The organism is Deltaproteobacteria bacterium, from assembly GCA_016709225.1.
GTDB lineage: Bacteria > Myxococcota_A > Polyangia > Nannocystales > Nannocystaceae > Xiheibacterium > Xiheibacterium phototrophicum.
Window position 1 is genome coordinate 1,759,222 of sequence record JADJEE010000012.1, and the last position, 23,526, is coordinate 1,782,747.

Below are 23,526 nucleotides of genomic sequence, written 5' to 3' on the forward strand. Positions count from 1 at the left end.
CGCGGAGCATAGCGATGCGCCCGGCCGACCGCCAGCTGCGCCCACGGCGGGAACGGCCCTACTGGCAACGCGCCCACATCTCGATCCACTTCGCGTAGTCCTGATACGCGGGGTCGGCGGTGCTCGGCATCTTGTCGTGGCCGCCGTGCACGACGCCACCGGCCTGCTCCGCCAGCGGCTTGGTCAGCAACAGGCTGCGGCTGGGGGTCGCCGCGTCGAGCAGCCCCGAGCCAACCACCTCGCGCATGGTCGCGAGCGATCCGAGATCGCACGCGCCGTCCTTGATCCACCGCGGCGCGTCCTCGGGGTCGCCGTCGTGGCTGTCGAAGTGGCAGGGGTAACAGCGACCGCGCCACGAGTACACCAGCGCCGCGAAGCCCTCCTCCAGCGTGCGGTCGCTGCAGTCACCCGGATCTTCGTAGGGACGCGCGCCGCTCGCCTGCGACGAGTTCGGCACCTCGCACTCGCCGGCCAGCACCTGGGTGCCGCCGCATGGGTCGTCGATGCTCGGACACACCTCGGCGCCGCAGCGCGCGTTGTACTCGATCCACTGCAACACGGCGTCGTGCTCGGCGTCGATGACCCGCTGCGTGATGAGGGCGTTGGCTGGCTCGGCGCGCAGGATCCAGCTCAGCACCACGCTCTCCCGCGGCTGTTCGAGATCCACGATGCCCGACTCCACCATGCATGCCATCGTGGCGCACGGATCGCCCTGGCCGTAGAGCCCGAGGTTGACGCCCGAGAGGTGGCACTCGTTGCAGGTCGACTGCCGCTCCGACGACAGCAACGGCGCGATGCGCTCGTCGAACAGTCGCGTCGCGTCTTCGTCGGTGCACGTCAGCGGCGCGTCGTCGTCGTCGGCGCGATCGCAGTGGGTGGCGCCGAGGGCCACACCGAGCAGGAACATGCGCGCACGCGGGAGCATCGACATGGGAGTGGGCGGGCCTGCACGACCCGCCCGCGATCCTACTACGTCGCGTGGGCGCCGACGGATCGATCGGTCCCCGCCCGGCGGCCGTGGGATGGCCGCTGCGCGCGATCAGGGGGATGCCACCGCCGCGAGCAGGGCGCGGCCGCGGGTGATGAGTCCGGGCGCGCTCTGCTCGTGCTTGAAGAACACGTAGCTCTCCGGCCATGCGGCGCCGACCCGCGCGAGCCAGTCGCCGAGCGCGCCGTCGTCGTAGTCGTCGGCGCGCAGGCGCAGGTAGCCGATCGGCGCGGTCGCAACCAGCGGCGGATCGGGCTGGTCTTCGTCGGAGGCGCACAGGCACACGGCCGCACCGCGCAGCACCGCGTAGACCTCGTCGCAGAACCACGAGCGGTGGCGGAACTCGATCGCCGCGCGGTGCTCGGTCGGCAGCGCGGCGACGAACGCCTGCAGCACCGCGTCGTCGCGGCGCAGAAACGGCGGGCACTGGTAGAGCACGGCCCCGAGCTTGTCGCCCAGCGACTCGAGCTGCCGATACAGGTACTGCACGTTGTCGGCGGTGTCGCGCAGGCGCGACATGTGCGTGATGCGTCGCGATGCCTTGATGACGAAGCGAAAGTCCGCGGGCACCACGTCCGCCCAGCGCCGCAACACCTCGGCCTTGGGCATGCGATAGAAGGTGTTGTTGATCTCGACGGTGTCGAAGCGCGCGGCGTAGAACGCCAGCATGTCGTCGCTCGCGAGATCGGCGGGATAGAAGTCGCCGCGCCAGAAGTCGTAGCTGAAGCCGCTCGAGCCGATGCGCACGTGCACGATCGCGCGTCAGGGTAGCAAGCTTTCGCGGCCCCCGTCGCCACCGACATGCCGGCGGTGGCAATGGGAACGATCGTGCACGACGGATCGTACGGTGCGGGTGGACATGGCCGCAGCCGGGTGGCTACCGTGGAGGTCGTGTTGTTCGCCTCGCTCGCCTCGCTCGCGCTGTCGTTCACCCTCGCGGAGCCAGCCACTGCGGTGGCCACGAGCGCCGAGCCCAGCGCACCGCTGAACCCGCGACCGGTCGAGGGCCCGACGGCGGCCCCGGCCCCGACGGCCACCGAACCCACGCCCGAGCCCACGCCCGAACCCACGCCTGCGCCGAGCGACACGCCCGAGCCGACCGCGGCTGCGTCGACCGAGCTTCGCGAGGGCGACGGGCGTCGCAAGGGTCTGCAGCGGCATCGCTTCGTCTACAAGAACCTCACGGCGCTGCGCTACAACCCGCTCGGTCTCGTCAACGAGTTCACCTTCGGTTGGCGCATGCAGCTGATCGATCGCAACACCACGTTGTTCAAGGAGAGCTACCTCGCGCTCAAGGCCCACACGTTCTTGAACCCGGCCTTCGGTCGCGTCGGGCCGATGCTCGAGTTCCAACCCCTGGCGGTGCTCAACCTCCAGGCGATCTACAACGCGGTCGGCTACTTCAAGACCTTCGATCAGATGCAGACGTTCCAGAGCCCGGCGGCGAGCTACTCGGATACGAAGCTCGACGAGCGTACCGACCAGCGCTACCCGGCGATGGGCCACATGGTCACGTTGTCGGCGCTGCTGCAGGCCAAGGTCGGGCGCTTCGCGGTGCGCGACAACGTGAAGTTCTACTGGGTCGACTTCGACATGAAGACCGACCCGCGGACCGGCCGCGCCGACACGGTCTACTACGACCAGACGCTCGACATCCTGCAGCCCGATCGCGGCTGGGTCGTGACCAACGACGCCGACGCGCTGTACCTGTTCGACTTCGGCCTGCGCGTCGGCGCCCGCTACACGTACACCCACGCGTTCTATCGCGACGACATGTACCTGGCGGGCGAGGCCACCACCAACCTGAACGACACCCACCGCATCGGCCCCGCGATCCTCTACGCACCGCCGAAGTGGCGTGCCAAGGCCGCCAAGCGCACCGGCGTCTCGCGCAAGCGTTGGTACAACCCCACTGCCTTCTTGCTCGTTCAGTGGTGGGCCAAGCACCGCTGGCGCACCGGCCAAGACGTCTCCGCCGGCGTGCCGTACATCGTGCTCGGCTTCGTGTTCGAAGGGGACTTCTTCCCGTAGGCGACCGTGATCGCGCCGATCGGGCTCTTGCGCGCTGCCGGCAACGAGACGATCGAGGTCATCGCGCAGTGACGTCGTCGTCGGGCAGCCACAGCAGCTCGTGACACTCGGTGCGCTGGGGCTGCTCCCAGCGCTGCACCAGGCGGTCGATGACGTCATCGGGCACAGGCTCCGGTCGCGCGCGGTTGCGGGCGCGCAGCACCGGCTCCGGTGCCTCGACGTGTACGATCCGCACGCGCGCACCGTAGTCGTAGCACAGCGTCACCACGCTGCGTCGCAGCGAACGGCTCAGGTTGGTCGCGTCCCACACGAACGACCGGCCAGCTCGCAGGTGCTCGCGCGCCAGCTCGCGGGCGCGGGCGATCACCTTCGCCTGGTGCTCGGTGGGGTCGACCTCCAGCTCCTCGCGCAGGCGGTCGAGTGCGACCAACGGTTGATCGCCGGCATGCTCGCGCACCCAACTCGACTTGCCCGCGCCGGGCAGGCCCGACATCACCGTGACCGTCATGCGCGTGTCGTCCCACGCAGCCCAGTCGGGATCGCGGTCACTGCGGTGGAAGTACATCGCGCGCGCGTGATCGTTCGCGAACGGATACGGCCGGTCGAGACAGCCGAGCTCATCCGACAGCTCACCGAACAGCGCGATGTTGTCGAGCATGCGCGGTGTGTCGAGCGCGGTACGCCCGCGAACGTCGGCCTCGCACAGCATCGCGAGCTCCGCGGCCGAACACGACTGCGACAGTCGAATCACCACCGCGCGGGCATCAACGCGATCGACGACGAAGTACGGCACCTGGTGGTACTGCACCAAGGCGCACACCGGCTCGCGCTCGCGCGCGTGCCAGCCCAGCCGCCACAGGATGCCGCGCGCCATCACGGCCCCTCGCGGCGAGTGCCCTGGGGATCGCACGCGACCATCCTCCTGCACGACGGTGGTGTGCGGCTTCGCCACGTCGTGCAGCAGCGCCGCCGCGAACAGCCGCAGGCGCACCGCGGGCGCCGAGCGCTGCCACGCCGGCAGCGACACCAGCGCTTCGCAGACCATGCGACTGTGGATCCACACGTCGCCCTCGGGATGGTGCACGGGGTCCTGCACCACGCCGCGCATCGCCGCGACCCACGGGAACGCGCACGTGATCGCGTCCCAGTCGATCGACCACGGCGGTGCGTTCGGCATGAAGGACGCAATCACGTGGCCTCCGCGAAGAGATCGACACCGGCGCGCAGGCGATTGGGCACGATCGGACGCGAGAGCCAGTGCGAGCCGGAGTCGACCACCGCGGTGAGAAAGCTGGCGCGCACGAACTTGTAGCGGCCGATGACGACGCCGTGCTGCTCGTGCTTGAGGTAGAGCCCCTCGGCCTCGTCTTGGAGGTCGGTCTCGCGCTCGATGCGTTCGACATCGAGCTCGGCGAGCTCGGCGGCCTCACGCAGGGCCTCGCGCCACCTCGCAGACTTGTAGCGAGAGACCCCGACGAGCCGCCGTAGCGACGCGACGTCGCGCACCTCACCGCGGTGCACCACTGGCACCGACACCACCGGCGCAGTTCGGAGCAGCGCGTGGCGACGATCGGTGTCGAGGAACTCGCCGCGCTCGCGATCGTAGATGTCGAACTCCATGAAGTAGTGCGGCAGCTCGTCGTAGAAGACGGTGTGCTTGGCGTACAGCCACTCCCCGTACAGCACGTGGCGCGACCCCAAGACCCGCCACAGCGCCTCGCGGTGTCGGGTCGCCCAGGTCTTCAGAAGATCGAAGTGTCGTTCGCGCCCGCCGCCGGTGAGGAAGTGCCCGCGGCTCTGCAATCGCAGCGCGCCGTCGTCGTCGAAGCAGATGCCCGCGTTCGCCCCGTCGAGCTTCTCCTCGATCACCAGCGTCGCGTGCCGCTGATCGAGGCTCGCGAGTGCGACGGCGGCAAGATCGTGATCGCCCGGCTGCAGGCGGGAGCCCTCGATGTGCCGCGTGCGTGGGTACTTGAGCAGCTCCATGGCGCGAGCGAGGGATCCTACCCGAGACCAACCGCGAGCACGATGACGACGCTGCACTCGCGAGACCGCGCATCAGCGCGCGCGGGCGACGATCGCAATGATGTGTCCAGGCACCCATGCGAGCTGCACCCGCGGCGCGCCGAGGTCCAGGAACAAGCGTGAGAGCGTGTCGCCGTCGAACAGGCGCACGTGTTCGGGATTGTCGTCGGGCTGACTCGGCACCGACACGACCACGAACCGCCGCGCCACTCGCAGGAGCTCGCGTGCGACCGGCACCGCGTCGTCGACGTGCTCGAGCACCTCGAGCGCGGTCACGATGTCGAAGCTCGCGGCCGGCCACGGCAGCGCCGCTGCGTCGGCCTCGACGCCCGCGAGGCGCGCGATGCCACCGGCAGCGACGGCCTGCAGATCGCGGACGCGAATCGGATCATGATCGACCGCCGTGACCGCGATGCCGCGGATCGTTTCGAGCAGCGGCCACAGGAACACCCCGCGACCACTGCCGACATCGAGGATGCTGGTCGGCTCGAGGCCCTCGAGGATCCCGAGCACCCGCTGCACGCGCGGCAGCATCGCGGTGCGCTTGAACTTGTGAAGACGTAGGCCCTGCGCGAGCGCGGCCTCGATCATCGCGTCATCGTCGAGCCGCGCGAGCTCGGGTGCACGACCGCGGATGAACGCGCGCACGAGCGTGAGGTCATGGGAGTCGTCGTCCATCGCGGGCGAGCGCAGCAGCGTAGCGCGCACCCGTCGGAGACGCCCGCGGGCCGGGAGGCGGATGCGAATGGATCTCGGACCGCAGGGGCCCTGCGCGTGGCGACTGTCGGCGCCACCGCTCGGATCGCCGCGGCCCTCGACCGACGACCGGCTGCAGGATCGCTCGGGTATCGTCGGCGACGCGGGGCCAGTTCGCGTGGCACGTGCATTGCTCCCACGCGCGATCACGGCTGCGGCACGGCGCACCAGCTCGTGCCGTCGCTCGCGGCAGCCTCGAGACGATCGGCGATGATGGTCGCGGCGGCGGCGAACGGCAGCTCCGCCCCTGGGCGGGCCTCGTAGGCCACGCTCACGTGGGCGCGATCGAAGGGGCTCCCGCGGGCCTCGTCGACCCCGGCAACCCACAGCACCACGCGCCCGTGCTGGCCGTGCTGCAGCACCACCATCGCGCGCGTGGGCTCGCAGGCGAGCTCGTCGATGCGCCAGTTCGCGACCTGCTCGCCGTGCGCCAACGGACCCAGCCGGTCGGTCGGCACGCGCGGCGCGCTGTCGCCGGCGTCGAGCGCCCGCGGACGGTGGTGCGCGGCCGCGTAGTCCCGCACCGGCGTGGCCGACCATGCGAGCGCTACGATCGACACCAACGCGAGCGCGAACACGCGATCGGCCGCGGCGGGGTGCGACGGGATCGATGCCTCGCCTTCGACGCTGCGCGCCGCGGAGAACCAGCGCGGCCACGGCAGCCCGAACGCCAGCAGCAACACCACCGGCTGGCCGTAGCCGATGCGGGCGAAGGTCGCGACCCCGAGGTGGAAGCCGACCAGCGCGAGCGCGGCGATCGTGCGCGTGCGACCGCCAACGAGCAGGCCCAGACCACCGAAGAGCTGCACCACCACGGTCGCTCCCGCGAGGACGCGCGCCAGGCCGGGCGCGTCGGCGAGTGCCGCGGTGAAGCCCTGCGCGTCGACCAAGGCGTGCGTCAGCGCGACCGCCCGCAAGGTCGTGGCGTCGACCCACGCCGGGCCTGCGCCACCGAGCTTGCTCGTCGCGGCCGCGAGGTAGCACGCCGAAAGCGTCGCGATGGCCCCCCACTCGGCGGCGCGCTCCTCGTGCGCGCGAGCACGGCGGGCCCACATGCGACCCACGATGGCCCCGAGGATCATCGCGCCGACGAAGAAGCGCGCGCGCCAGGGCCCGGCGTTGCGGGCCGACTCCAGCTCGATCAGCGCGCACGAGGTCACCAATACGACGCATGGCCAGCGCAGCGAGCACGGTCGTCGCCACCAAGCCAGCGCAGCGACCAGCACCACCGCCGCGAGCGCGAGGCCGACCTGCGCCGCGTGGGCCAGCAACCAGGTCGGCGCGAGCGGATGGGCGGCGACCACCGTGGGCGCGAACGCGTCGCGACTGGCGTCGAGGCCATCGAGCACCGCCACCACCGCGAGCGTGCGCGCGAGCCAGCGACGATCGCCGCCGTCCCACGGCGACGGGATCGCGGCGCTCACGGTGCGACCTCGCAGCGCGCGAGGATGCAGTCGTCCGGCTGCGGGGCGCCGTGCTCGGGCAACCGCCACACCCGTCGCACCAGCGTCGCGTCGCGACCCTCGTCAGCCGGGGTCGGCGCGAGCTCGACGTGGGCGAGCGCCTCGCGATCGCGGGCCTCGACGTGGAAGAATGGCCACTGCTGCGTGCACCGCCGCGGATCGGGATCGGGCGGCGTCGCACAATGCCAGCGCGTGAAGCGTTCGACTTCGTGCACCTCGCCGTTCACCACCACCGCGATGCGGCTGGCGCTGGTCAGGCGCGTGCCGCCGTACATCTCGAAGGTCGAGAACGGGTACACGTTGCCGAGCGCGCGCGCGATCGCGAGGTAGGCCAGCGCGAGCAACACGGCCCGACGCCGCATCGTCAGACCGCCCCGCGCGCCGCCGCCACGGTGGCGAGCAGACCCTCGCCATAGCGCTCGAGCTTGGTCGGCCCGATGCCATGGGCGAGCGAGAGCTCTTCGTTCGTGCGCGGCCGCAGCATCGCGATCTCCCGCAGCGTGCGATCGCTGGCGACGACATAGGGCGGTACGCCCTCGGCACGCGCTCGATCCATGCGATGCCGTCGCAACGCCTCGAACACGACCGCCGCCTCGGGGTCGAGCTCGACGACGTGCTCGGTGCCCGCACGCGAGGCCCCGCGGCCGCCGGCCCGCGGCACCGCCGGTGCGTCGCTGGGCAGCAGCAAGCGTGCGGGTCGCTTGCCGGTCATGACCTCGCGGCCGAGCTCCGTCAGGAACACCACTGGTCGCTCGTCGCCGTGGAAGTCGACCCAGCCGGCCGACACGCAGCGGCGCAGCAGCTTGGTGAGCCATGCCTCGCTGCGATCCGCGAGCGCGCCGAAGGTCTTGGTCTGCGCCAGGCCCGAGCGTTCGAGTCGCGGATCGGTGACGCCCATCAGCAGCTTCGCGGCCATCTGCATGCCGAAGCGCTGGTGCACCCGTGCGATCGCGGACAACGCCTTGCGCACGATGAGCTCGACCTCGGCCTCGGGCACCGGCTCGCCCTCGAGCGAGGCACACACGTCGCAGCGACCGCAGCCGTGCAGGGTCTCGGCCTCGTCACCGAAGTAGCGCAGGATCGCGTCGTGGCGGCAGCTCCCGCCCTCGGCCCAGCGCATCAGCTCGAGGAACATCGACCACTTGTGCTCGACCACCGCCGGGTTCGGCGCGCGATCGTCGATGTCGCGCTCGAGCAGGCGCCGTCGCAGCGGCAGGTCGGCGGGCGTGACCATCATCAGGCCGAACGCGGGCGCGCCGTCACGGCCCGCGCGGCCGACCTCTTGGTAGTACGCCTCGATCGACCCCGGCGGCGCGAGGTGGATCACCGCGCGCACGTCCCCGCGATCGATGCCCATGCCGAACGCGTTGGTCGCCACCACCACCGCCAGCTCGCCGCTGCTGAAGTCGCGCAGCACCTGCTCGCGATGGCTGCCATCCATGCCGGCGTGGTACGGCGCCGCGCGCCAGCCCGCGCTGCGCAGCCGCGAGGCCTCCTCTTGCGCGGTGCGGCGCGTGGGGGCATAGACGATCGCCGCGCCGGTGTTGGCGGACGGGCCCTCGAGCGCCTCGCGGAGCATGGCGTCGACGCCGTGCTCGCGCTCCTTGGCGACGCGCAGCTCGGCCACGCGCAACGTGAGGTTGGGCCGCGCGAAGCCGTGCACCAGCTGCGGCGTGTCGGCCGGCAGGCCCAGCCGCGAGAGGATCTCGTCGCGCACGACCGGGGTCGCCGTCGCCGTGCACGCCATGATGCGCGCCGGCTCGAGCTCGCGCAGCAGCTCGCCGATCATCAGGTACTCGGGTCGGAAGTCGTGGCCCCACTCGCTGATGCAGTGGGCCTCGTCGACCGCGACCAGCGACAGCGGGAGCTTGCCGAGCAGCGCGCGGAAGCCCGGGAACGCCAGCCGCTCGGGCGCGACGTACACCAGCTTGAACTCGCGGCGCGCGACCCCAGCCATGCGCGCGCGGACCTCGTCGCCGTCGAGCGTGGCCGCGAGGTACGTTGCCGCCACGCCGCGGGCCTGCAGCGCCTGCACCTGGTCCTGCATCAACGCGACCAGCGGCGACACCACCAGCGCGACACCGGGCAGCACCACCGCCGGTAGCTGGTAGCCGAGGCTCTTGCCGCCGCCGGTCGGCGCGACCAGCAACAGACGGCCGTGATCGATGAGCGTGCGGATCGCGTGCTCCTGGCCCGGGCGGAACGCCTGGTAGCCGAGCTGCGCGAGCGCGGCGTCGAGTTCGGGGGCTGAGGCTGCGGCGGACACGTCGGTACGAGATCGCGGGCTCACATGCTGCTCAATCGGCCACCGCACGCACAAGTCCCAGCCACGAGATGGCCACGCAGCGTGGCTGTGCGGCGCCTCGGACGGCCGCGGCCCACGATCGCGCGAGGGCGTCGCGCACTCGCGCGTCCGAATCGCGCCAGCCTCGCCAGTGTCCCGCGGGGTCAGCCCTCGCCTATGCTTGGATCGCGGTGCGACCTTCGATGCGACCTGCGAGGCCCAGCGCGCCACGACGCGCGTCGTGGCGCGTTGCGATCGTCGGGGCCGCGGGCGCGCTCGCGTGCGCCGACGTTCCCGCGCCGGGCAATGACAGCACCGGCGCCGCCACGGCCACCGGCTTCACCACCTGGTCGCCCACGACCACGACCCTCGCCGAGGGCGGCAGCAGCGAGACCCTCGCCAGCTCGGACGACGGCACGAACAGCCTGCCACCGGTGCCGATGCTCGCGAGCCCGTCCGACGGCGCGCTCGAAGTGCCGCTCGAGACCTCGCTGTGCTGGACGCCCGTGGTCGATCCCGACGGCGACGCGGTGCGGTACCGCGTGTTCGTCGACGACACCGAGCTGACCAACGGCGTGCAGGGCGACGAGCCCGGCTTCGAAGGCCCGTGTGTGGGGCCGCTGTTGTTCGCGGAGGCGCGCAGCTTCGCGTGGTCGGTGCAGGCGTTCGAGCGCGACGATCCCAGCCGCACGTCGGAGCGCAGCGCGACGTGGAGCTTCACCACCGTGGCCGACAGCGAGGCCCACGTCGTGTTCGAGGACCGCTTCGAGGACGACGGCGACTGGACGGTCTCGGGCGACGCGAGTGCCGGGGCGTGGGTGCGCGGCAACCCGGTGCCGACGCTGCACACGGGCGTGCGTGCGCAGCCCGATCGCTGCGATGGCGGCGACAGCTGCATGTTCACCGGTCAGAACCCCGACGCGATCGTCGATGACGAGGACGTGGCCGGCGGCGCGACCGTGCTGTTGTCGCCGCCGTTCGACCTGTCGGGCTGGGCCACCGCGACGGTGCAGCTGCGACGCTACCTCTACAAGTCCGATGCCGACGCCACCACGGCGCTGCGCATCGAGCTACTCGCGCCCAACGCGGCGGCACCCGACGGCTTCGATGCCTACGAGCTCGAGGCGCTCGCGGCCGCCACCCTCGACGATCCGCAGAACCGGTGGACCCCGCGCGAGTACCTCGGCTGCGGGCTACCGCGGGTCGATGGCATGCGGCTGCGGATCACCGCGCGCGACGATGGTACCGGCATCGTCGAGGCCGCGATCGACACCGTCGCGGTGATCGGCCATGAGCGCTCGACGTTGTGCAGCAGCGCAGAGGGCGGAGCGTGCGACCCGACGCTCGGCGAGGCCGCCTGCCCCGACGCGCTGTCGTGCTGCCCACAGGGCACGATTCACACCGGCGCGTGGCGCTGCACCACGCCGGTCGCCGGCCTCGACTACGACAACCCCACCGCGAGCCCCGACGATCCCGGCAACGGCCCGCTGGGCTGTCCCGCACCCGACCTCACGATCGTGCAGCCGTTCATCATGCCGGTGCTCACCGACGTGATGGTCGATCCCGACAGCTGCCTGCTCTACGAGGGCTGCGTCGACGCTCCGGGCCTGCGCACGATCCTCCGCTTCGATTTGGTCACGCCCAACGTCGGCGCCCGCGACCTGGCGCTCGGCGTCGCCGCCAACAACCCCGACGTCTTCCACTACTCGGCCTGCCACGACCACTATCACTTCGACGACTACGCCAGCTACGAGCTGCGCGACGCCACCGAGGGGCTGGTTGCGGCTGGTCAGAAGCTCGGCTTCTGCCTGCTCGACTCGTACAGCTGGGCGTGGCCCACGGCACACGCGAAGTTCGACTGCTTGAACCAAGGCATCAGCCGCGGCTTCGCAGACATCTACGAGTCGGCGCTGCCGTGTCAGTGGATCGACGTGACCGACGTGCCCGCGGGCGACTACACGCTGCGCGCGACCGTGAACCCGGCGCGCAGCGACGCAGCGCTGCCGTTGTTGGTCGAGCGCGACTACGGCAACAACACCGTGACGGTGCCGGTCACGCTGCCGTAGGGCCCGTCAGACCGCGGGCACCGCCAGCACTGCGCGTCGCGACAGCCGCGCGAGGTCGGAGGCCGTGGAGGATCCGAACAGCCGGTCGAGCGGACCGACGTGCTCGGCCCCACAGACGACGACCGGCGCATCGATGCGATCGGCCTCGGCCATGAGGCCGTCGAGCGGGGTCATGCCCGAGAGCACCCGCGGCTCGCCCCCGAGCCCGTGCAGCGATTGCCAGTCGCCGACGTCCGCACGTGTGCGCGTGGGCGTGGTCGCGACCTGGGCGATGCCCTCGCCGTAGAAGGTCGGCCAGGCGCGCATCGTGCAGTCGACGTGGGCCACGATCAGCTCGCGACCGAGATCCTTCGCGAGGCGCTCGCCGAGCTGCGCCGCACGGACCGCGCTGGCGCCGAGGTCGGTGGCGACGAGGATCGGGCCCTTGCCGACGCGGTCGCGGGGGAGATCCGGCGGCACGATCATCACCGGCGCCGGCAGCCTTCGCAGCATCCGCCGCGCGATCGAGCCCAGCCGCACCAACGCGTGGCTGTCGCGTGCGGCGATGCGACCGAGGACGAGGCCGTCGACCTGCGGCTCGCTGGCCGCACGCGCCAGCGCGTCGTCGATCGCGGGTGCCTCGAGCACGCGCAGCTCGCCGATCATCGCGGTGGCCTCGGCGCGCGCGACCGCCTGCTGCAGCGCCGCCTCGGCGCGCGCGACGATCGCACCGCCGCCGGCGTGTTCGGCCCGCGAGCGCGCAGCACCATCGAGGACGTACGCGCCCACCAGCGTCGGCGCAGCGCTCTGCGAGTCGCGGTGGTGCGCGTGCAACCACGCCGCCATCTCGATCGCGCCCTCGCTCCGCTCCCCCAGGTCGATGCCGATGATCCACTTCATGCCGGCCACAGTGTGCGCGCCGATCGAGGCCGCGCCACGCGCAGCTTCTGCGAATTCCGCCGGGCGCGGCGCCGCCAGGGTCGACCCGTGCGGGTGTTCGCGGACGCCACGACGCTCGCGCGCCGCCGCCAAAGCGACCTCGCCTACGCCCGCTCGACCTCGACCGGCACGCCGGAGAACGCCGCGACCCCGCTGACTGCGTCGACGCGCTGCTCGTCGGTGAGATCGTTGATGCTGACCCCCGCGTGGGCGCGCGCGACCTGCTGGCCGGTGCCCTCGCGATCGTGGCCGAAGCCGTGGGGCAGGCTCACCACGCCGGGCATCATGTCGCGGTCGTGCTCGATGATGCACGTGAGCACGCCGACGCGCGAGCGCACCCGCGCGGTCGCACCGTCGTCGAGCGTCCGCGCGCGGGCGTCGTCGGGGTGCATGCGCAGGGTGCAGCGGGGCTTGCCGGCCATGAGCTTGGGCAGGTTGTGCATCCACGAGTTGTTGCTGCGCAGCTGCCGACGACCGATGAGCAGCAGCGCATCATCGTCGCCGCGCTCGAGGCTCGACTGCAGGCGCGCGACGTCGCCGCGCAGCTCGGCGGGCGCGACATCGATGTATCGCTCTGCGCCGCCGCGGCGCGACGGCAGCCGCGACGGCAGGCACGGCAGCAGCGGCCCGAGATCGACGCCGTGCGGCGAGCTGCGCAGCCGCGCCATCGAGACCCCGCGCCAGCCCTGCCGAAAGCCACCCTTGAAGCCCCACGGTCCCACGCGCAGGCCCAGCGCGAGGATGCGCTCGGGGCCGAGCTGCTCGCGCAGCCGCACCTGCATCCGCGTCGACAAGGGCGCACCGCGCAGGGCGTGTAGACGTCGCTCGAGACCGGCGAGGATCTCGTGATCGTGGCGCTGCGTGGGCCCGCGCTCGAACACCGGTGCGCTGTACTTCGCGGTGTTGTGCACCGCCAGCGCGTGCAGGGCCACGTCGTAGTGGGCGTGCTCGAGCGGGCCGGTCGGCGGCAGCAGCAGGTGCGCGTGGCGGGTGGTCTCGTTGAGATAGAAGTCGATCGCGACCACGCACTCCATCTGCGCGAGCGCGGCATCGAGCCGCGGGCCGTTGGGCGCCGACAGCACGGGATTGCCGGCGATCGTCACCAGCCCGCGGATGCCGTCGTCGCCGCCGGCTTCGATGTCCTCGGCGAGGGTCGCGACCGGCAGCTCGCCGCCGAACTCGGGCAGCCCGCGCACGCGCGAGCGCCAGCGACCGAAGCTGCCGCGCCCGAGGCCGAGCGGCGGCTTGTTGCCGATGATGTCGAACGCCGGCGTGGCGAACATCGACCCGCCGCGGCGATCGAGGTTGCCGGTCAGCAGGTTGAACGCACCGATGAACCAGTGGCAGAGGCTGCCGAACGGGTGCATCGACACGCCGACGCGGCCGTAGAGCACCGCCGACTCCGCGGCCACGAAGTCATGCACGAGCTGGCGGATGGTGGCGGCGTCGATGCCGGTCGCCGCGGCGACGCGCGCGGGCGCGAATGGCTGCACGATCGCGCGCAGCTCGGCCTCGTGCCGCACCGGCGCGGCGCGCTCGCGGGTCGACACCAGGCCGTCGGCGAACAGCACGTGCAGCATCGCCGCCAACAGCAACGCGTCGCTGCCGGGCCGTACGAACAGGTGGCGGTCGGCGATCGCGGCGGTCTCGGTGCGACGTGGATCGATCACCACCAGGGTGCCGCCGCGCTCGCGCAGCGCCTGCAGCCGGCGCTTCATGTCGGGCGCGCTCATGATGCTGCCGTTGCTGACCAGCGGGTTGCCGCCCAGCACGATCATGTGCTGCGTGTGATCGACGTCGGGCACCGGCATCAGCAGCTGGTGGCCGTACATCAGGTATGCCGCCAGCATCTGCGGCAGCTGGTCGACCGAGGTCGCCGAGTAGCGATGGCGGGTGCCCAGCGCGCGCAGGAACTCGGGCCCGTACAACATCGCACCGACGTTGTGCACCGCGGGGTTGCCGATGTAGACCGCCAGCGCGTCGCGGCCGTGGCGACGCTGCAGCCCGTGGATGCGCGTCGCGGCCTCGTCGAGCGCCTCGTCCCAGCCGATGCGCTGCCAGCCGGAAGCCGTGCGCCGCAGGGGTTCGCGCACGCGATCGGGATCCTCGTGCAGGGCCACCAACGCCGGCCCCTTGGGACACATGAAGCCGCGGCTGAAGGGGTCATCGTCGTCGCCGCGCACCGCCACGACGCGGTCGTCCTCGACGGTCAACACCAGGCCACACATGGCCTCGCACAGCGAACACGAGCGATGGTGGGTGCGGGCCGCTGGCATGCGCGCCAGCGTACCCCGCGCGCCGCCGGGGCTCTACCGCCGCAGCGGGTGCACCTTCGCGGTCGCGCCGACCGTGGTCACGAGCTCCATCTGGATGGCCGCCGGATCCTCGCGGCCCTGCAGCGGCGCGAGATCCTCGGTACGCAGGTGCAGGGTTGCGACCGCGGTGCCACGCACGGTGGTGCCCTGGTGGAGCGCGCGGTCGACCGTGCCGGTGAAGCGCGGCGAGACGGTGAGATCGAACGGCTCGGCGATCAGCCGAGCGACGCCCTCGCGCTCGATCGACAGCAGGCGGTCACCGTCCGACTCGACTTCGGCGGCGAAGTACGGCACCAACGGCGGAGTCACGCCCTTGCCCTGGGCATCGGCAATCACGGCCGCCTCGAGTGACATCGCGACGCTCTCGATGGTGACGTCGTCGACGTCGACCTCCTCACCGATGTCGTCGCGCAGCTCGGCCATGTCGACCAGCGTGCCGTTCCAGCGCACCTCGATCACGCAGGTGAGGCCATCGTCGGCCAGCGTCTTGGTGTAGACGCTCTTGCCCTGGTCGGTGGTGAGCTCGCCGCTGCCCTCGCACTCGCCCTGCAACTCGAGCTCGAGGCGTACGCGACTGTCGACCTCGCGATCGACATCGACGTCGATGGTGCAGGCGGGCGCGAGCAGCAGGCAGGTCAGCGCAGCGAAGAAGAAACGCGGGGTGTTCATGCCGCATCGCATGAGCAAGACGAGTGCCAGCCCCAACTCGCACGACGGGTTCGTGGGCCGTGGCCGCGCCCGCCACCTCCCCGCTCGCGCTGCGGGCCGGTGCTGTCCCCGGGGACGACACCGGCGCGACGGGGGACGCCGATCAGCCGCCTTCGATGCGCACGACCACCGCGGAGATGTTGTCGACCCCGCCGGCTTCGTTGGCCTGGTTGATGAGCTGGGTGGCGGCGGTGTCGATGCTCTCGAAGCGCGTGACCGTCTGCATGATGAGCGGGTCGGCGAGCATGCCCGAGAGGCCGTCGGAGCACAGCACGTAGAGATCGCCGCGCGCGTACTCCTCGACGATCACGTCGACGAACACGTTGGGCGTGAGTCCGAGCGCCCGCACGACGACGTTCTTGTAGCTGAAGTTCTCGAGCTCCTCGCCGTTCATCTCGCGCATGCGCCGGTAGTCGTTGAGCAGCGAGTGATCCTCGGTGAGCTGGCTGATGTGACCGCCGCGGATGCGATAGACACGACTGTCGCCGACGTGCCCGATGTAGCAGCGGCCCTGGCTGAAGTAGATCGCGTCGAGGGTGCAGCCCATGCCCTTCTTGCTGGGGTCACCGAGGCCGGTCTCGTGGATGCGGTTGTTGGCGAGCTTCACCGCCGCGGTCATGCGATCGCGCTCGATGTGCAGCTGGGGCATGCGAAACGGCCAGGTCGACGGGCTGTCGGCGGCGGTCTGCTGGTAGAAGCTGCCGACGGTCTCGACCGCGATGTTGCTGGCGACCTCGCCGCAGGCGTGGCCGCCCATGCCGTCGGAGACCGCAGCGAGCGGCAGCTCGGTCGGCAGCAGGATGTTGTCCTCGTTGTGATCGCGCACCCGGCCGATGTCGGTCTTGCCCGAGAAGCGAATCCGGCAGCCACTGTCCGGGAAGCTGATGCTCATCGCAGCGACGACGCTAACCGATCTGCGCGGCTTTCGGGTAGACTTCGACCTGCACGCGAAGATGGAGCTCGGACGCCCACGGGCCGCAGGCGCGAAGTCAGTCCAGCTCGAGCAGGTCCCGCTGCCGCGGCTGCTGTTCGCGCTGCTGCACCAGCGTTTCACTGGGACGCTGCAGCTCGAGCAGCCCGACCCGGCGGGGCCGCGCACGGTGTGGTTCCGCGGTGGCATGGCCGTCTTCACCGACTGGATCTCCGCGGTGCAGGCGCTCGGCGAGGTCCTGGTGGCCGAGTCGCTGATCCAGGCCGAGCAGCTGTCCGCGGCGCTGCGCACGATGGCGGCCGAGGGCGGCAAGCTCGGCGAGGTGCTGCTGCGCTCGGGGTTGATCGATCAGGCCGGGCTCAACGAGGGCCTTCGCCGACAGTGCCAACGCAAACTCCTCGAGCTGTTCGGTCTGCGAACCGGCGAGGTGGTGGTCACCGCGGGCGAGTTCGAGGGCCCCGATCTCGGCAAGGTCAACACGCTCGAGCTGGTGTGGGCCGGCGTGCTGCTGCACTTCGACGAGGCCCGCGTGGCCGCTGCCATGGGCGAGGCGCTGGCCGGCGCGATGGTCACGACCTCGGCGCTGCCGCGCTACCACGACCACTTTCGCTTCAGCGCCGGCGACGACGCCCTGCTCGAGCGGCTCGCGGTGCCGACCACGTTCGACGATCTGTCGCGCGCGCCGGGGGCCTCGCGCAAGCGCGTGGCGCAGCTCGTGTTGACGCTGTGGTCGTGCCAGATGCTGCGCGTCGGTGCGGCGGCGATGGTGGTCGAGGCGACCCCGCGGGCACCCACGAGCCCGTCGACGCGCCCGACCATGACGGCACCGCGCGCGGGCGCGACCGCGAAGCCGACCACCACGAAGGTCGCGAGCGCACCCGCGGGCGCATCGACGAGCGCCCCCGCAGGTGGCGCGCCACCGCGTCCTGCGGCGGCGCCCACCGCCGAGGTCGTGGCCGCCGAGCCGGTGGAGCGCCCGCAGACCAACGAAGAATTCATCGCCGAGCTGGTCGCGCTGGAGCGCAAGCTCGAGACCGGCAGCCACGCGTTCGAGCTGCTCGGGCTCGAGCTCGACGCCGGCAAGCGCGAGGCCAAACGTGCCTTCGGTGAGCTGAGCCGGCGCTTCCACCCCGACACCATGGCGGCCCGCGGGCTCGCCCACCTGCGTGACCGCGTGGGCAACGTGTTCGCCGCGTTGAGCGAGGCCAACGTGCTGCTCTCCGACGAGCAGAAGCGCGAGACCCTCAAGGACGCGATCGAGCGCGGCGTATCGCCGACCCAGACCGGTGCCGATGCGACCGCGATGGCCCGCGCCGCCTTCGAGAGCGAGGTGCTCGCGCGCGACGGCGACAAGTTCCTCAAGGCCAACCGCTTCGATCGCGCGCTCGAGTACTTCCAGCGCGCACTGGCGCTCACCGCCGACGAGCCCGATCTGCAGGCGGCGCTGACGTGGTGCGAGTACAACCTGTCGCCCAAGACGCGCGCCGACGCGATGACGGCCGAGAAGACCCTCGCGGGCGTGGTCTCGCGAGCGCCCCTCATCGCCCGCGCGCACTACTTCCGCGGCATGGTCCTCAAGGACCTCGGCGCGGTCGATCCCGCGATCGCGGCGCTCGGCAAGGCTGCGCAGCTCGATCCGCGGCTGATCGACGCCGAACGTCAGGCCCGTGCGCTGCGAACCGCCCGCACCGGCTCGCCCGCCGCGCCCGGGCGCAAGGGCCTGTTCGGCGGCAAGAAGTGACCCGACCGCCGGCGGGATAGCGCGCCCGAGCTCGCGACGTTCTCGCGCGCGTGCGACTCGCCGTCCGTCGTGTGCCCTGCGGAGCCAACTCACAGGATTTCGAACCAACGCTGGCGGCTCCGCGGCATCTGGTCTCGCGAGTGATGCGAGACGAAGCCACGGGCCTGACCGCCCACACCGATGACCTGCGGGCGTTGGCGTGGTGCCTGGCCCGCAACGACGGTGCCGACGACCTCGTGCAGGACACGTTCGTCACCGCGTTGCGCTCGCCCCCACCGCGGGCCGACCGCGTGCGGGCGTGGCTGCGACAGGTCATGCGCAACGAGCTGCGCATGCGTCTGCGTCGAGAACGACGCCGGCACGAACGCGAGCGCCAGCTGGTCACGACCGACTGCGCGCCCGCCCTCGACGAGCTCGCCGCCCACGAGGAGCTCGTGGCGGCGATGACCGAGGCCATGACCACGCTCTCGGATCCGTATCGCTCGGTGCTACAGGCCCGCTTTTTCGACGGCCAGGCACCCTCCGAGATTTCGCGCGTCGTTGGCTGTCCGCCGGCGACGGTGCGCTGGCAGATCCACGAGGGACTGCGGCGCATTCGCGAGCAACTCGACGAGCGATACGGCAACCGTCAGCGATGGTGCGGCGGTGCAGTGGCGCTCGCAGCATGGCCCGGGCGCGAGGCGCCACGGGCCGCCGGAGTCACGACCATGGGTAAGTTTGCAATTCTCCACTGGACCCTCGGCAGCGTCGCCGCGGGCGGAGCACTGGCCGTCGCAATCACACAATCGTCGGCTGCATCCCACGGCGACGAGGCCGCGTTGGCGCCCAGCTCGGCGCCCACGGTCGTCGCCGACGCAGGCGCGAGTGCAGGCGCCGTCGCAGCGACCGATCGCGCCGCCCTCGACCCCGCGCCACCGCACCGAGACGCGCCCGCGCCCGCCGACGACGGCAACAGCTGCGATGGCCAGTGCGATCCTGGTGTGCCGATGCGAATGTCGCTGTCCGACGACGCACAGCTGGCCGCGGTGTTCGCCCAGTGCCAGGCGCAGGTACCGGGCACCCGTCGCGACGAGCGCTACGAGCTGTCGATCCATGTCGCCGGTGGCGACGACGGCAACGCCATCACCGGCGTCGACGTGACGCAGGGTCGCAAGTTGCCCTGCGTCGACCCCGACGCCGACTTCGACGAGGTCGACGATCCCGACGCCGAGCACTTCCCACAGCTCGAGGCCTGCGTGGCCAAGGCGCTGGACCACGCCTTCGTCGATGCGGTGCCGACCGGCGAACAGCGCATCGTCGACGCGGTGATCGGCGACGCGCAACACGCCGCCAAGCTCGCCGATCGCAGCACATGGGCGCTGCCGGCCCCGAGCGCGGCCGGCAAGCGCGAGCCCGAGCAGGCGGTGGCCGCGATCGGTGAGCGCAGCACCGCGCCGGTCTCGATCATCGAGTGCGGTGGCTACGACTGCAGCTTCTGCCGCAAGGCCCAGGACACCCTCGACGAGCTCGCGACCCGCTACGGCGAGAAGCTCTCGTTCCACTTCTTGCAGTTCCCGCTCGACATGCACGCCACCGCCGAGCTCGCGGCCCGCGCCGCGATCGCAGCGCGCAAGCAAGGCGGCTTCTGGGCCATGCACGAGGCGCTCTTCGATCACCCCGAGGCGCGCACGCTCGAGGCCATCGTCGAGCTCGCGCGCGCGCAGGGCCTCGACGTCGCGCGATTCGAGGCCGACATGCGCGCCGACGCGACCGGTCAGATCGTCGCGGACGAGCGCGAGGTCTGCATGCACGCCGGTGCGCAGGGCACCCCGGCGTTCTTCATCAACGGCGATCTCGTCGTCGGCAGCCAAGCGGTCGACGCCTTCCGCGACGTGATCGACGACGAGCTCGCCCAGGCCGGCGCGACCGTGCCACCGCGCTGACGCGCGTCGACCACCACCGCGGGGCCTCGCCAGGCCGGGGCCTCGCGTGGGGTACACCCTTGATCCGCTCGGCGCAGCGCCGAGCATCGGCGCCGCGAGGAATGCGGTTGCAGGCCACGGGGCCGAGCTGCGAGGATCGCCGGCATGGAATCGGTGGACATGGCGATGCGAAGCGACGACGAGTCCCCACGCGACGCGAGGCCGCGTGATCGCGTGGGCGCAGCGCTGTTCGTTGCGGCGGCGTGGCTGGGCGCCTGCGGCGGTGAGGGTCCCGCGGCGACCGGCTCGGCCGAGGGCACCAGCGCGAGCGGGTCGCTCACCGACGCGACCGCGAGTGCCGACACCAGCGCCGGCACCGAGGCCTCGGCGACGATGTCGAGCTCGGCGGGCACGACGGCCACCACCGCCGCCGACACGGGCGCCGGTGACTCGACCGACGGCACCAAGTTCGATCTCGGTGTCGGACCCGACGTGGGCCCGCCGGCGTGCGACCGCGGCGGCGGCAAGGGTGGCACCGATTTCTCGTACATCTGGGTGAGCAACAGCGCCGAGGGCACGATCTCGAAGATCAACACCGAGACGATGGAGGAGGAGGGCCGCTACCACACCCGCAGCGACACCGCGGGCAGCCCGAGCCGCACCTCCGTGAATCTCTCCGGCGACGTCGCGGTCGCCAATCGCCTGGGCGGCATCACCAAGGTCTACGCGCGCCCCGAGGACTGCGCCGAGACCAACGGCATGGCCGGCCTGCAGACCTCGACCGGCAAGAACGACGTGCTCGCGTGGGGCGTGGAGGAGTGCGTCGCGTGGCACACCCCGTTCGCCTACTCGACGCAGCGACCGGTCGCGTGGGCGCCGGGGACCTTGAACGAGGCCACCTGCAAGTACGAAGACGAGATGCTGTGGACCGCCGGCGGCCAGAACAACGTGATCGACAGCCTCGAGGTCGTGCGTTTGAACGGCGACGACGGCTCGGTCGATGCGCTCATCCCCATGCCCGACGTGCCGATCGGCTACTTCGGAGCGTATGGCGGCGCGGTCAATGCCGCCGGTGACTTCTGGTTCGTCATCTACGACACCTACGACGTGCCGGCGACCTACCTCGTGCGCGTCGACGCGTCGGACCTCACCTACGACACGGTACCGGTGCCGTCGGAGATCTGCCCGTACGGCTTCACCGTCGATCGCGACGGCCGACCGTGGATCGGTTCGTTCTGCACTGCCAGCGCCCGCTACACCCCGTCGACCGACACCTGGGACACGTTCGGAGCGCTCGGCTACGGCATCCAGCAGGATCAGCTGGGTCGCATGTGGTTGGCCGACTATCAGCTGCCGGGCGTGCGCGAGATCGATGCCGACACGCTCGCGCTCGGCATGCAGATCCCCCTGGCCGCGAGCTCGCCCAAGGGCGTGAGCATCGACTTCACCGGCAAGGTGTGGGTCGTCGACATGTACCAGAGCGCGTTCCGAGTCGATCCCGACACGCTGCAGATCGACGAGTACAACCAGCTGAACGGGCCGTACACGTACAGCGACATGACCGGCTGGGGCCTCAACAACGTCGCGAACCCACCCGGCTGACGCGTCCCTCCCTCTAGACGGTCGCGGCGGCGGCCTGGCGGCTCGCGACGATCGACTGCATGTCGAGCACGAACTTCGCGCGCGCCAGCGCAGCGATGCGCGGATCGTCGTCGCTCTGCAGGAACTCGACGAACACGAGGTCGGCAGCGAGGTTGGTCGCCATCGAGGTCTCGTACCACGACAGCTCCGCGAGGATGCGCTCGCGCATCGCGACCACCCGCTCGGTGATCTGCGGCGCGCTGCGGGGCAGGAACGCCAGCACCGCGATCTCGTCGTACTCGCCGCTGCGCACCTTCACGCCGCGCTCGCGCAGGCTCGCGGCCAGCTCGAGGAACCGCGTCGCGACCTCGTCGGGTGCGAGCTCGATGAGCCCGAGCACGTTGGCCGCGGTCTGCAGCTCATCGCCCGACCAGATCTTCGGCGCGGCCGCGAGCCGTCGGTAGATCGCCTCGACGTGATCACCGATCTCGTGCGGCGTGCCGGGCCGCGCGACCAGCATCGCGCACGCGGCGAGGTCCTCGGGCCCGGTCAGGAACCAGTGGTGGTGCTTCATGCGCTCGTAGATCAGACGCATGCGCAGCACCTCGGGCTCGCCGGGCTCGCCCGCCACGACCTGCCGCAGCACCATCGCGGCGATGAGCGAGTGCACGCCGCCGCGGCGCACGCCGAGCTGGTCCATCCGTGCGCGCAGGCGGTCGATCGCCTCGACGAAGGACTCGACCGACTCGCCGCTGCGCGACAGCGTCGCGGCGATCACGAAGCTCACCGAGCGATCGACGCTCGAGAACCACCCGCCGTAGTGCTGATCGAGTCGGGCGGCGCACCCACGCACGCGCTGCGTGAGCTCGGCCGCAGACCCGGCCATCGACGCCAACATCACCGCGCCCAGCCGCAGCGGCGCACGATCGCCGAACATCCCCCGCTCGGCGTCGAAGGCCGCGAACAGCTCGCCGACGCGCTGCAGCGGATCGAACCCACCTCCGTGGGCTGCGAGAGGATCGCGAAACGGCATGGCCGTCAGCTTGCCCTGGGTGGCGACGGGGCGTCACCCCGCGCGTGCAGGCCCTGGCGTTTCTCACACCCGCCAGCTGCCGACGCCGGCCGCGCGAGCGGCTTTGCCGCGGTACCCTCGCCGCCGCGATGCCCGAACTGCTCGGAGACGACGCGCTGCTCGAGGCGTGGTGCCGCGGCGACGCGCAGGCCGGTCGGGGCCTGCTCGACCGCCACTTCCACGTGCTCTACGGGTTCTTCGCTCCGCGGGTCGGCGACGCGACGCCCGATCTGATCCAGCGCACGCTCGCGACCTGCGTCGAGCTGCGCGAGCGCATGCCCCGGAGCGTGAGCGTTCGGGCCTACCTGCTGGGCATCGCGCGCAACCATCTGTTGCACCACCTGCGCAAACAGGCGCGCGAGCGTCGAGCGCTCGAGCGACAGGCCCGCACGCCTGCACTGCACGTGCCCTCGCCGAGCGCGGCGGTCGGAGCCGACGCCGAGCAGCGGCGACTGCTCCGCGCGCTGCGTCGCCTGCCGCTCGACATGCAGCTGACCATCGAGCTGTTCTTCTGGGAGGAACTCAAGATCGACGAGATCGCCCAGGTCCTCGAGGTTGCGCCGGGCACCGTGAAGAGCCGGCTCGCGCGGGCCAAGGACGCCCTGCGCACCGAGCTGGCACGCGAGGCCGAGCGGGCGCCCCTGCGCGCGACCCTCGACACCTTCGAGCGGTGGTCGCGGGCGCTGGCCGAGGGCCGTCCCCGCGACCGCCTGGCGTAGCCGGGCACGTGCGCCTCGGCCACGCCG

General features: G+C 71.4%; 19 protein-coding genes. 6 read left to right on the top strand and 13 right to left on the bottom strand.

Annotated features, from left to right (window positions below; genetic code table 11):
- Nucleotides 1-58 precede the first annotated feature (58 nt).
- On the bottom strand, nucleotides 59-931 hold the full coding sequence (locus tag IPH07_32280; GenBank protein ID MBK6922114.1) for a hypothetical protein: 873 nt from the start codon (nucleotides 929-931) through the stop codon (nucleotides 59-61).
- A gap of 108 nt (nucleotides 932-1,039) precedes the next feature.
- Nucleotides 1,040-1,741 (bottom strand): DUF72 domain-containing protein, encoded by a 702-nt coding sequence (locus IPH07_32285; protein ID MBK6922115.1) that lies wholly within the window; start codon nucleotides 1,739-1,741, stop codon nucleotides 1,040-1,042.
- Nucleotides 1,742-1,882: 141 nt separating this feature from the next.
- On the opposite strand from IPH07_32285, the gene IPH07_32290 reads away from it, so the two are divergent.
- The gene (locus IPH07_32290; protein ID MBK6922116.1) at nucleotides 1,883-3,019 is read left to right on the top strand and encodes a hypothetical protein; all 1,137 of its coding nucleotides are present in this window, start codon (nucleotides 1,883-1,885) and stop codon (nucleotides 3,017-3,019) included.
- Nucleotides 3,020-3,077: 58 nt separating this feature from the next.
- On the opposite strand, the gene IPH07_32295 is transcribed toward IPH07_32290, so the two are convergent.
- The 6 genes from IPH07_32295 to IPH07_32320 all read right to left on the bottom strand — a co-directional run bounded on the left by IPH07_32295 (nucleotide 3,078) and on the right by IPH07_32320 (nucleotide 9,583).
- The gene (locus IPH07_32295; GenBank protein ID MBK6922117.1) at nucleotides 3,078-4,196 is read right to left on the bottom strand and encodes an AAA family ATPase; all 1,119 of its coding nucleotides are present in this window, start codon (nucleotides 4,194-4,196) and stop codon (nucleotides 3,078-3,080) included.
- Between the two features lie 11 nt (nucleotides 4,197-4,207).
- The gene (locus IPH07_32300; GenBank protein MBK6922118.1) at nucleotides 4,208-5,005 is read right to left on the bottom strand and encodes an RNA ligase family protein; all 798 of its coding nucleotides are present in this window, start codon (nucleotides 5,003-5,005) and stop codon (nucleotides 4,208-4,210) included.
- A 72-nt stretch (nucleotides 5,006-5,077) separates the two neighbouring features.
- A complete protein-coding gene (locus IPH07_32305; protein ID MBK6922119.1) occupies nucleotides 5,078-5,722 on the bottom strand; it encodes a class I SAM-dependent methyltransferase in 645 nt (214 codons plus the stop codon).
- Between the two features lie 224 nt (nucleotides 5,723-5,946).
- Nucleotides 5,947-7,224, bottom strand: coding sequence for a hypothetical protein (locus IPH07_32310; GenBank protein ID MBK6922120.1), 1,278 nt, complete (start codon nucleotides 7,222-7,224; stop codon nucleotides 5,947-5,949).
- A complete protein-coding gene (locus tag IPH07_32315; GenBank protein MBK6922121.1) occupies nucleotides 7,221-7,625 on the bottom strand; it encodes a hypothetical protein in 405 nt (134 codons plus the stop codon). The genes IPH07_32310 and IPH07_32315 overlap by 4 nt, the downstream gene beginning before the upstream one ends.
- Nucleotides 7,626-7,627: 2 nt before the next feature.
- Entirely contained in the window at nucleotides 7,628-9,583 is a 1,956-nt protein-coding gene (locus IPH07_32320; protein ID MBK6922122.1) for an ATP-dependent DNA helicase RecQ, read from the bottom strand.
- A 155-nt stretch (nucleotides 9,584-9,738) separates the two neighbouring features.
- On the opposite strand from IPH07_32320, the gene IPH07_32325 reads away from it, so the two are divergent.
- Nucleotides 9,739-11,613 carry a hypothetical protein gene (locus IPH07_32325; GenBank protein ID MBK6922123.1) on the top strand — a complete coding sequence of 625 codons (1,875 nt, stop codon included), beginning with the start codon at nucleotides 9,739-9,741 and terminating at the stop codon, nucleotides 11,611-11,613.
- Nucleotides 11,614-11,619: 6 nt separating this feature from the next.
- On the opposite strand, the gene IPH07_32330 is transcribed toward IPH07_32325, so the two are convergent.
- From IPH07_32330 to IPH07_32345, 4 genes are all read right to left on the bottom strand, one after another.
- The gene (locus IPH07_32330) at nucleotides 11,620-12,492 is read right to left on the bottom strand and encodes a universal stress protein (protein ID MBK6922124.1); all 873 of its coding nucleotides are present in this window, start codon (nucleotides 12,490-12,492) and stop codon (nucleotides 11,620-11,622) included.
- Between the two features lie 143 nt (nucleotides 12,493-12,635).
- Nucleotides 12,636-14,807, bottom strand: a complete 2,172-nt coding sequence (locus IPH07_32335) for a molybdopterin-dependent oxidoreductase (GenBank protein MBK6922125.1) — start codon at nucleotides 14,805-14,807, stop codon at nucleotides 12,636-12,638.
- Between the two features lie 33 nt (nucleotides 14,808-14,840).
- Nucleotides 14,841-15,515: a hypothetical protein gene (locus IPH07_32340; GenBank protein MBK6922126.1), complete on the bottom strand. Its 675-nt coding sequence runs from the start codon at nucleotides 15,513-15,515 to the stop codon at nucleotides 14,841-14,843.
- Nucleotides 15,516-15,657: 142 nt separating this feature from the next.
- Nucleotides 15,658-16,446, bottom strand: coding sequence for a serine/threonine-protein phosphatase (locus tag IPH07_32345; protein MBK6922127.1), 789 nt, complete (start codon nucleotides 16,444-16,446; stop codon nucleotides 15,658-15,660).
- Between IPH07_32345 and IPH07_32350 the strand changes: the two genes are divergently transcribed.
- From IPH07_32350 to IPH07_32360, 3 genes are all read left to right on the top strand, one after another.
- Complete coding sequence (locus IPH07_32350) at nucleotides 16,439-18,226, top strand: hypothetical protein (protein MBK6922128.1); 1,788 nt, start codon at nucleotides 16,439-16,441, stop codon at nucleotides 18,224-18,226. The genes IPH07_32345 and IPH07_32350 overlap by 8 nt on opposite strands.
- A 143-nt stretch (nucleotides 18,227-18,369) precedes the next feature.
- Nucleotides 18,370-20,148: a sigma-70 family RNA polymerase sigma factor gene (locus IPH07_32355; GenBank protein ID MBK6922129.1), complete on the top strand. Its 1,779-nt coding sequence runs from the start codon at nucleotides 18,370-18,372 to the stop codon at nucleotides 20,146-20,148.
- A 159-nt stretch (nucleotides 20,149-20,307) separates the two neighbouring features.
- Complete coding sequence (locus tag IPH07_32360; GenBank protein ID MBK6922130.1) at nucleotides 20,308-21,729, top strand: hypothetical protein; 1,422 nt, start codon at nucleotides 20,308-20,310, stop codon at nucleotides 21,727-21,729.
- Between the two features lie 13 nt (nucleotides 21,730-21,742).
- On the opposite strand, the gene IPH07_32365 is transcribed toward IPH07_32360, so the two are convergent.
- On the bottom strand, nucleotides 21,743-22,741 hold the full coding sequence (locus IPH07_32365) for a DUF4003 family protein (GenBank protein ID MBK6922131.1): 999 nt from the start codon (nucleotides 22,739-22,741) through the stop codon (nucleotides 21,743-21,745).
- A gap of 128 nt (nucleotides 22,742-22,869) precedes the next feature.
- Between IPH07_32365 and IPH07_32370 the strand changes: the two genes are divergently transcribed.
- Complete coding sequence (locus IPH07_32370) at nucleotides 22,870-23,499, top strand: RNA polymerase sigma factor (GenBank protein ID MBK6922132.1); 630 nt, start codon at nucleotides 22,870-22,872, stop codon at nucleotides 23,497-23,499.
- Nucleotides 23,500-23,526 lie beyond the last annotated feature (27 nt).

Bases quoted from the DNA above. Each gene is read 5' to 3' on its own strand.
- IPH07_32280 (MBK6922114.1), bottom strand. From the start codon at position 931: ATGTCGATGCTCCCGCGTGCGCGCATGTTCCTGCTCGGTGTGGCCCTC.
- IPH07_32295 (MBK6922117.1), bottom strand. From the start codon at position 4,196: ATGCCGAACGCACCGCCGTGGTCGATCGACTGGGACGCGATCACGTGC.
- IPH07_32300 (MBK6922118.1), bottom strand. From the start codon at position 5,005: ATGGAGCTGCTCAAGTACCCACGCACGCGGCACATCGAGGGCTCCCGC.
- IPH07_32305 (MBK6922119.1), bottom strand. From the start codon at position 5,722: ATGGACGACGACTCCCATGACCTCACGCTCGTGCGCGCGTTCATCCGC.
- IPH07_32315 (MBK6922121.1), bottom strand. From the start codon at position 7,625: ATGCGGCGTCGGGCCGTGTTGCTCGCGCTGGCCTACCTCGCGATCGCG.
- IPH07_32330 (MBK6922124.1), bottom strand. From the start codon at position 12,492: ATGAAGTGGATCATCGGCATCGACCTGGGGGAGCGGAGCGAGGGCGCG.
- IPH07_32335 (MBK6922125.1), bottom strand. From the start codon at position 14,807: ATGCCAGCGGCCCGCACCCACCATCGCTCGTGTTCGCTGTGCGAGGCC.
- IPH07_32340 (MBK6922126.1), bottom strand. From the start codon at position 15,515: ATGAACACCCCGCGTTTCTTCTTCGCTGCGCTGACCTGCCTGCTGCTC.
- IPH07_32350 (MBK6922128.1), top strand. From the start codon at position 16,439: ATGCTCATCGCAGCGACGACGCTAACCGATCTGCGCGGCTTTCGGGTA.
- IPH07_32345 (MBK6922127.1), bottom strand. From the start codon at position 16,446: ATGAGCATCAGCTTCCCGGACAGTGGCTGCCGGATTCGCTTCTCGGGC.
- IPH07_32355 (MBK6922129.1), top strand. From the start codon at position 18,370: ATGCGAGACGAAGCCACGGGCCTGACCGCCCACACCGATGACCTGCGG.
- IPH07_32360 (MBK6922130.1), top strand. From the start codon at position 20,308: ATGGCGATGCGAAGCGACGACGAGTCCCCACGCGACGCGAGGCCGCGT.
- IPH07_32365 (MBK6922131.1), bottom strand. From the start codon at position 22,741: ATGCCGTTTCGCGATCCTCTCGCAGCCCACGGAGGTGGGTTCGATCCG.
- IPH07_32370 (MBK6922132.1), top strand. From the start codon at position 22,870: ATGCCCGAACTGCTCGGAGACGACGCGCTGCTCGAGGCGTGGTGCCGC.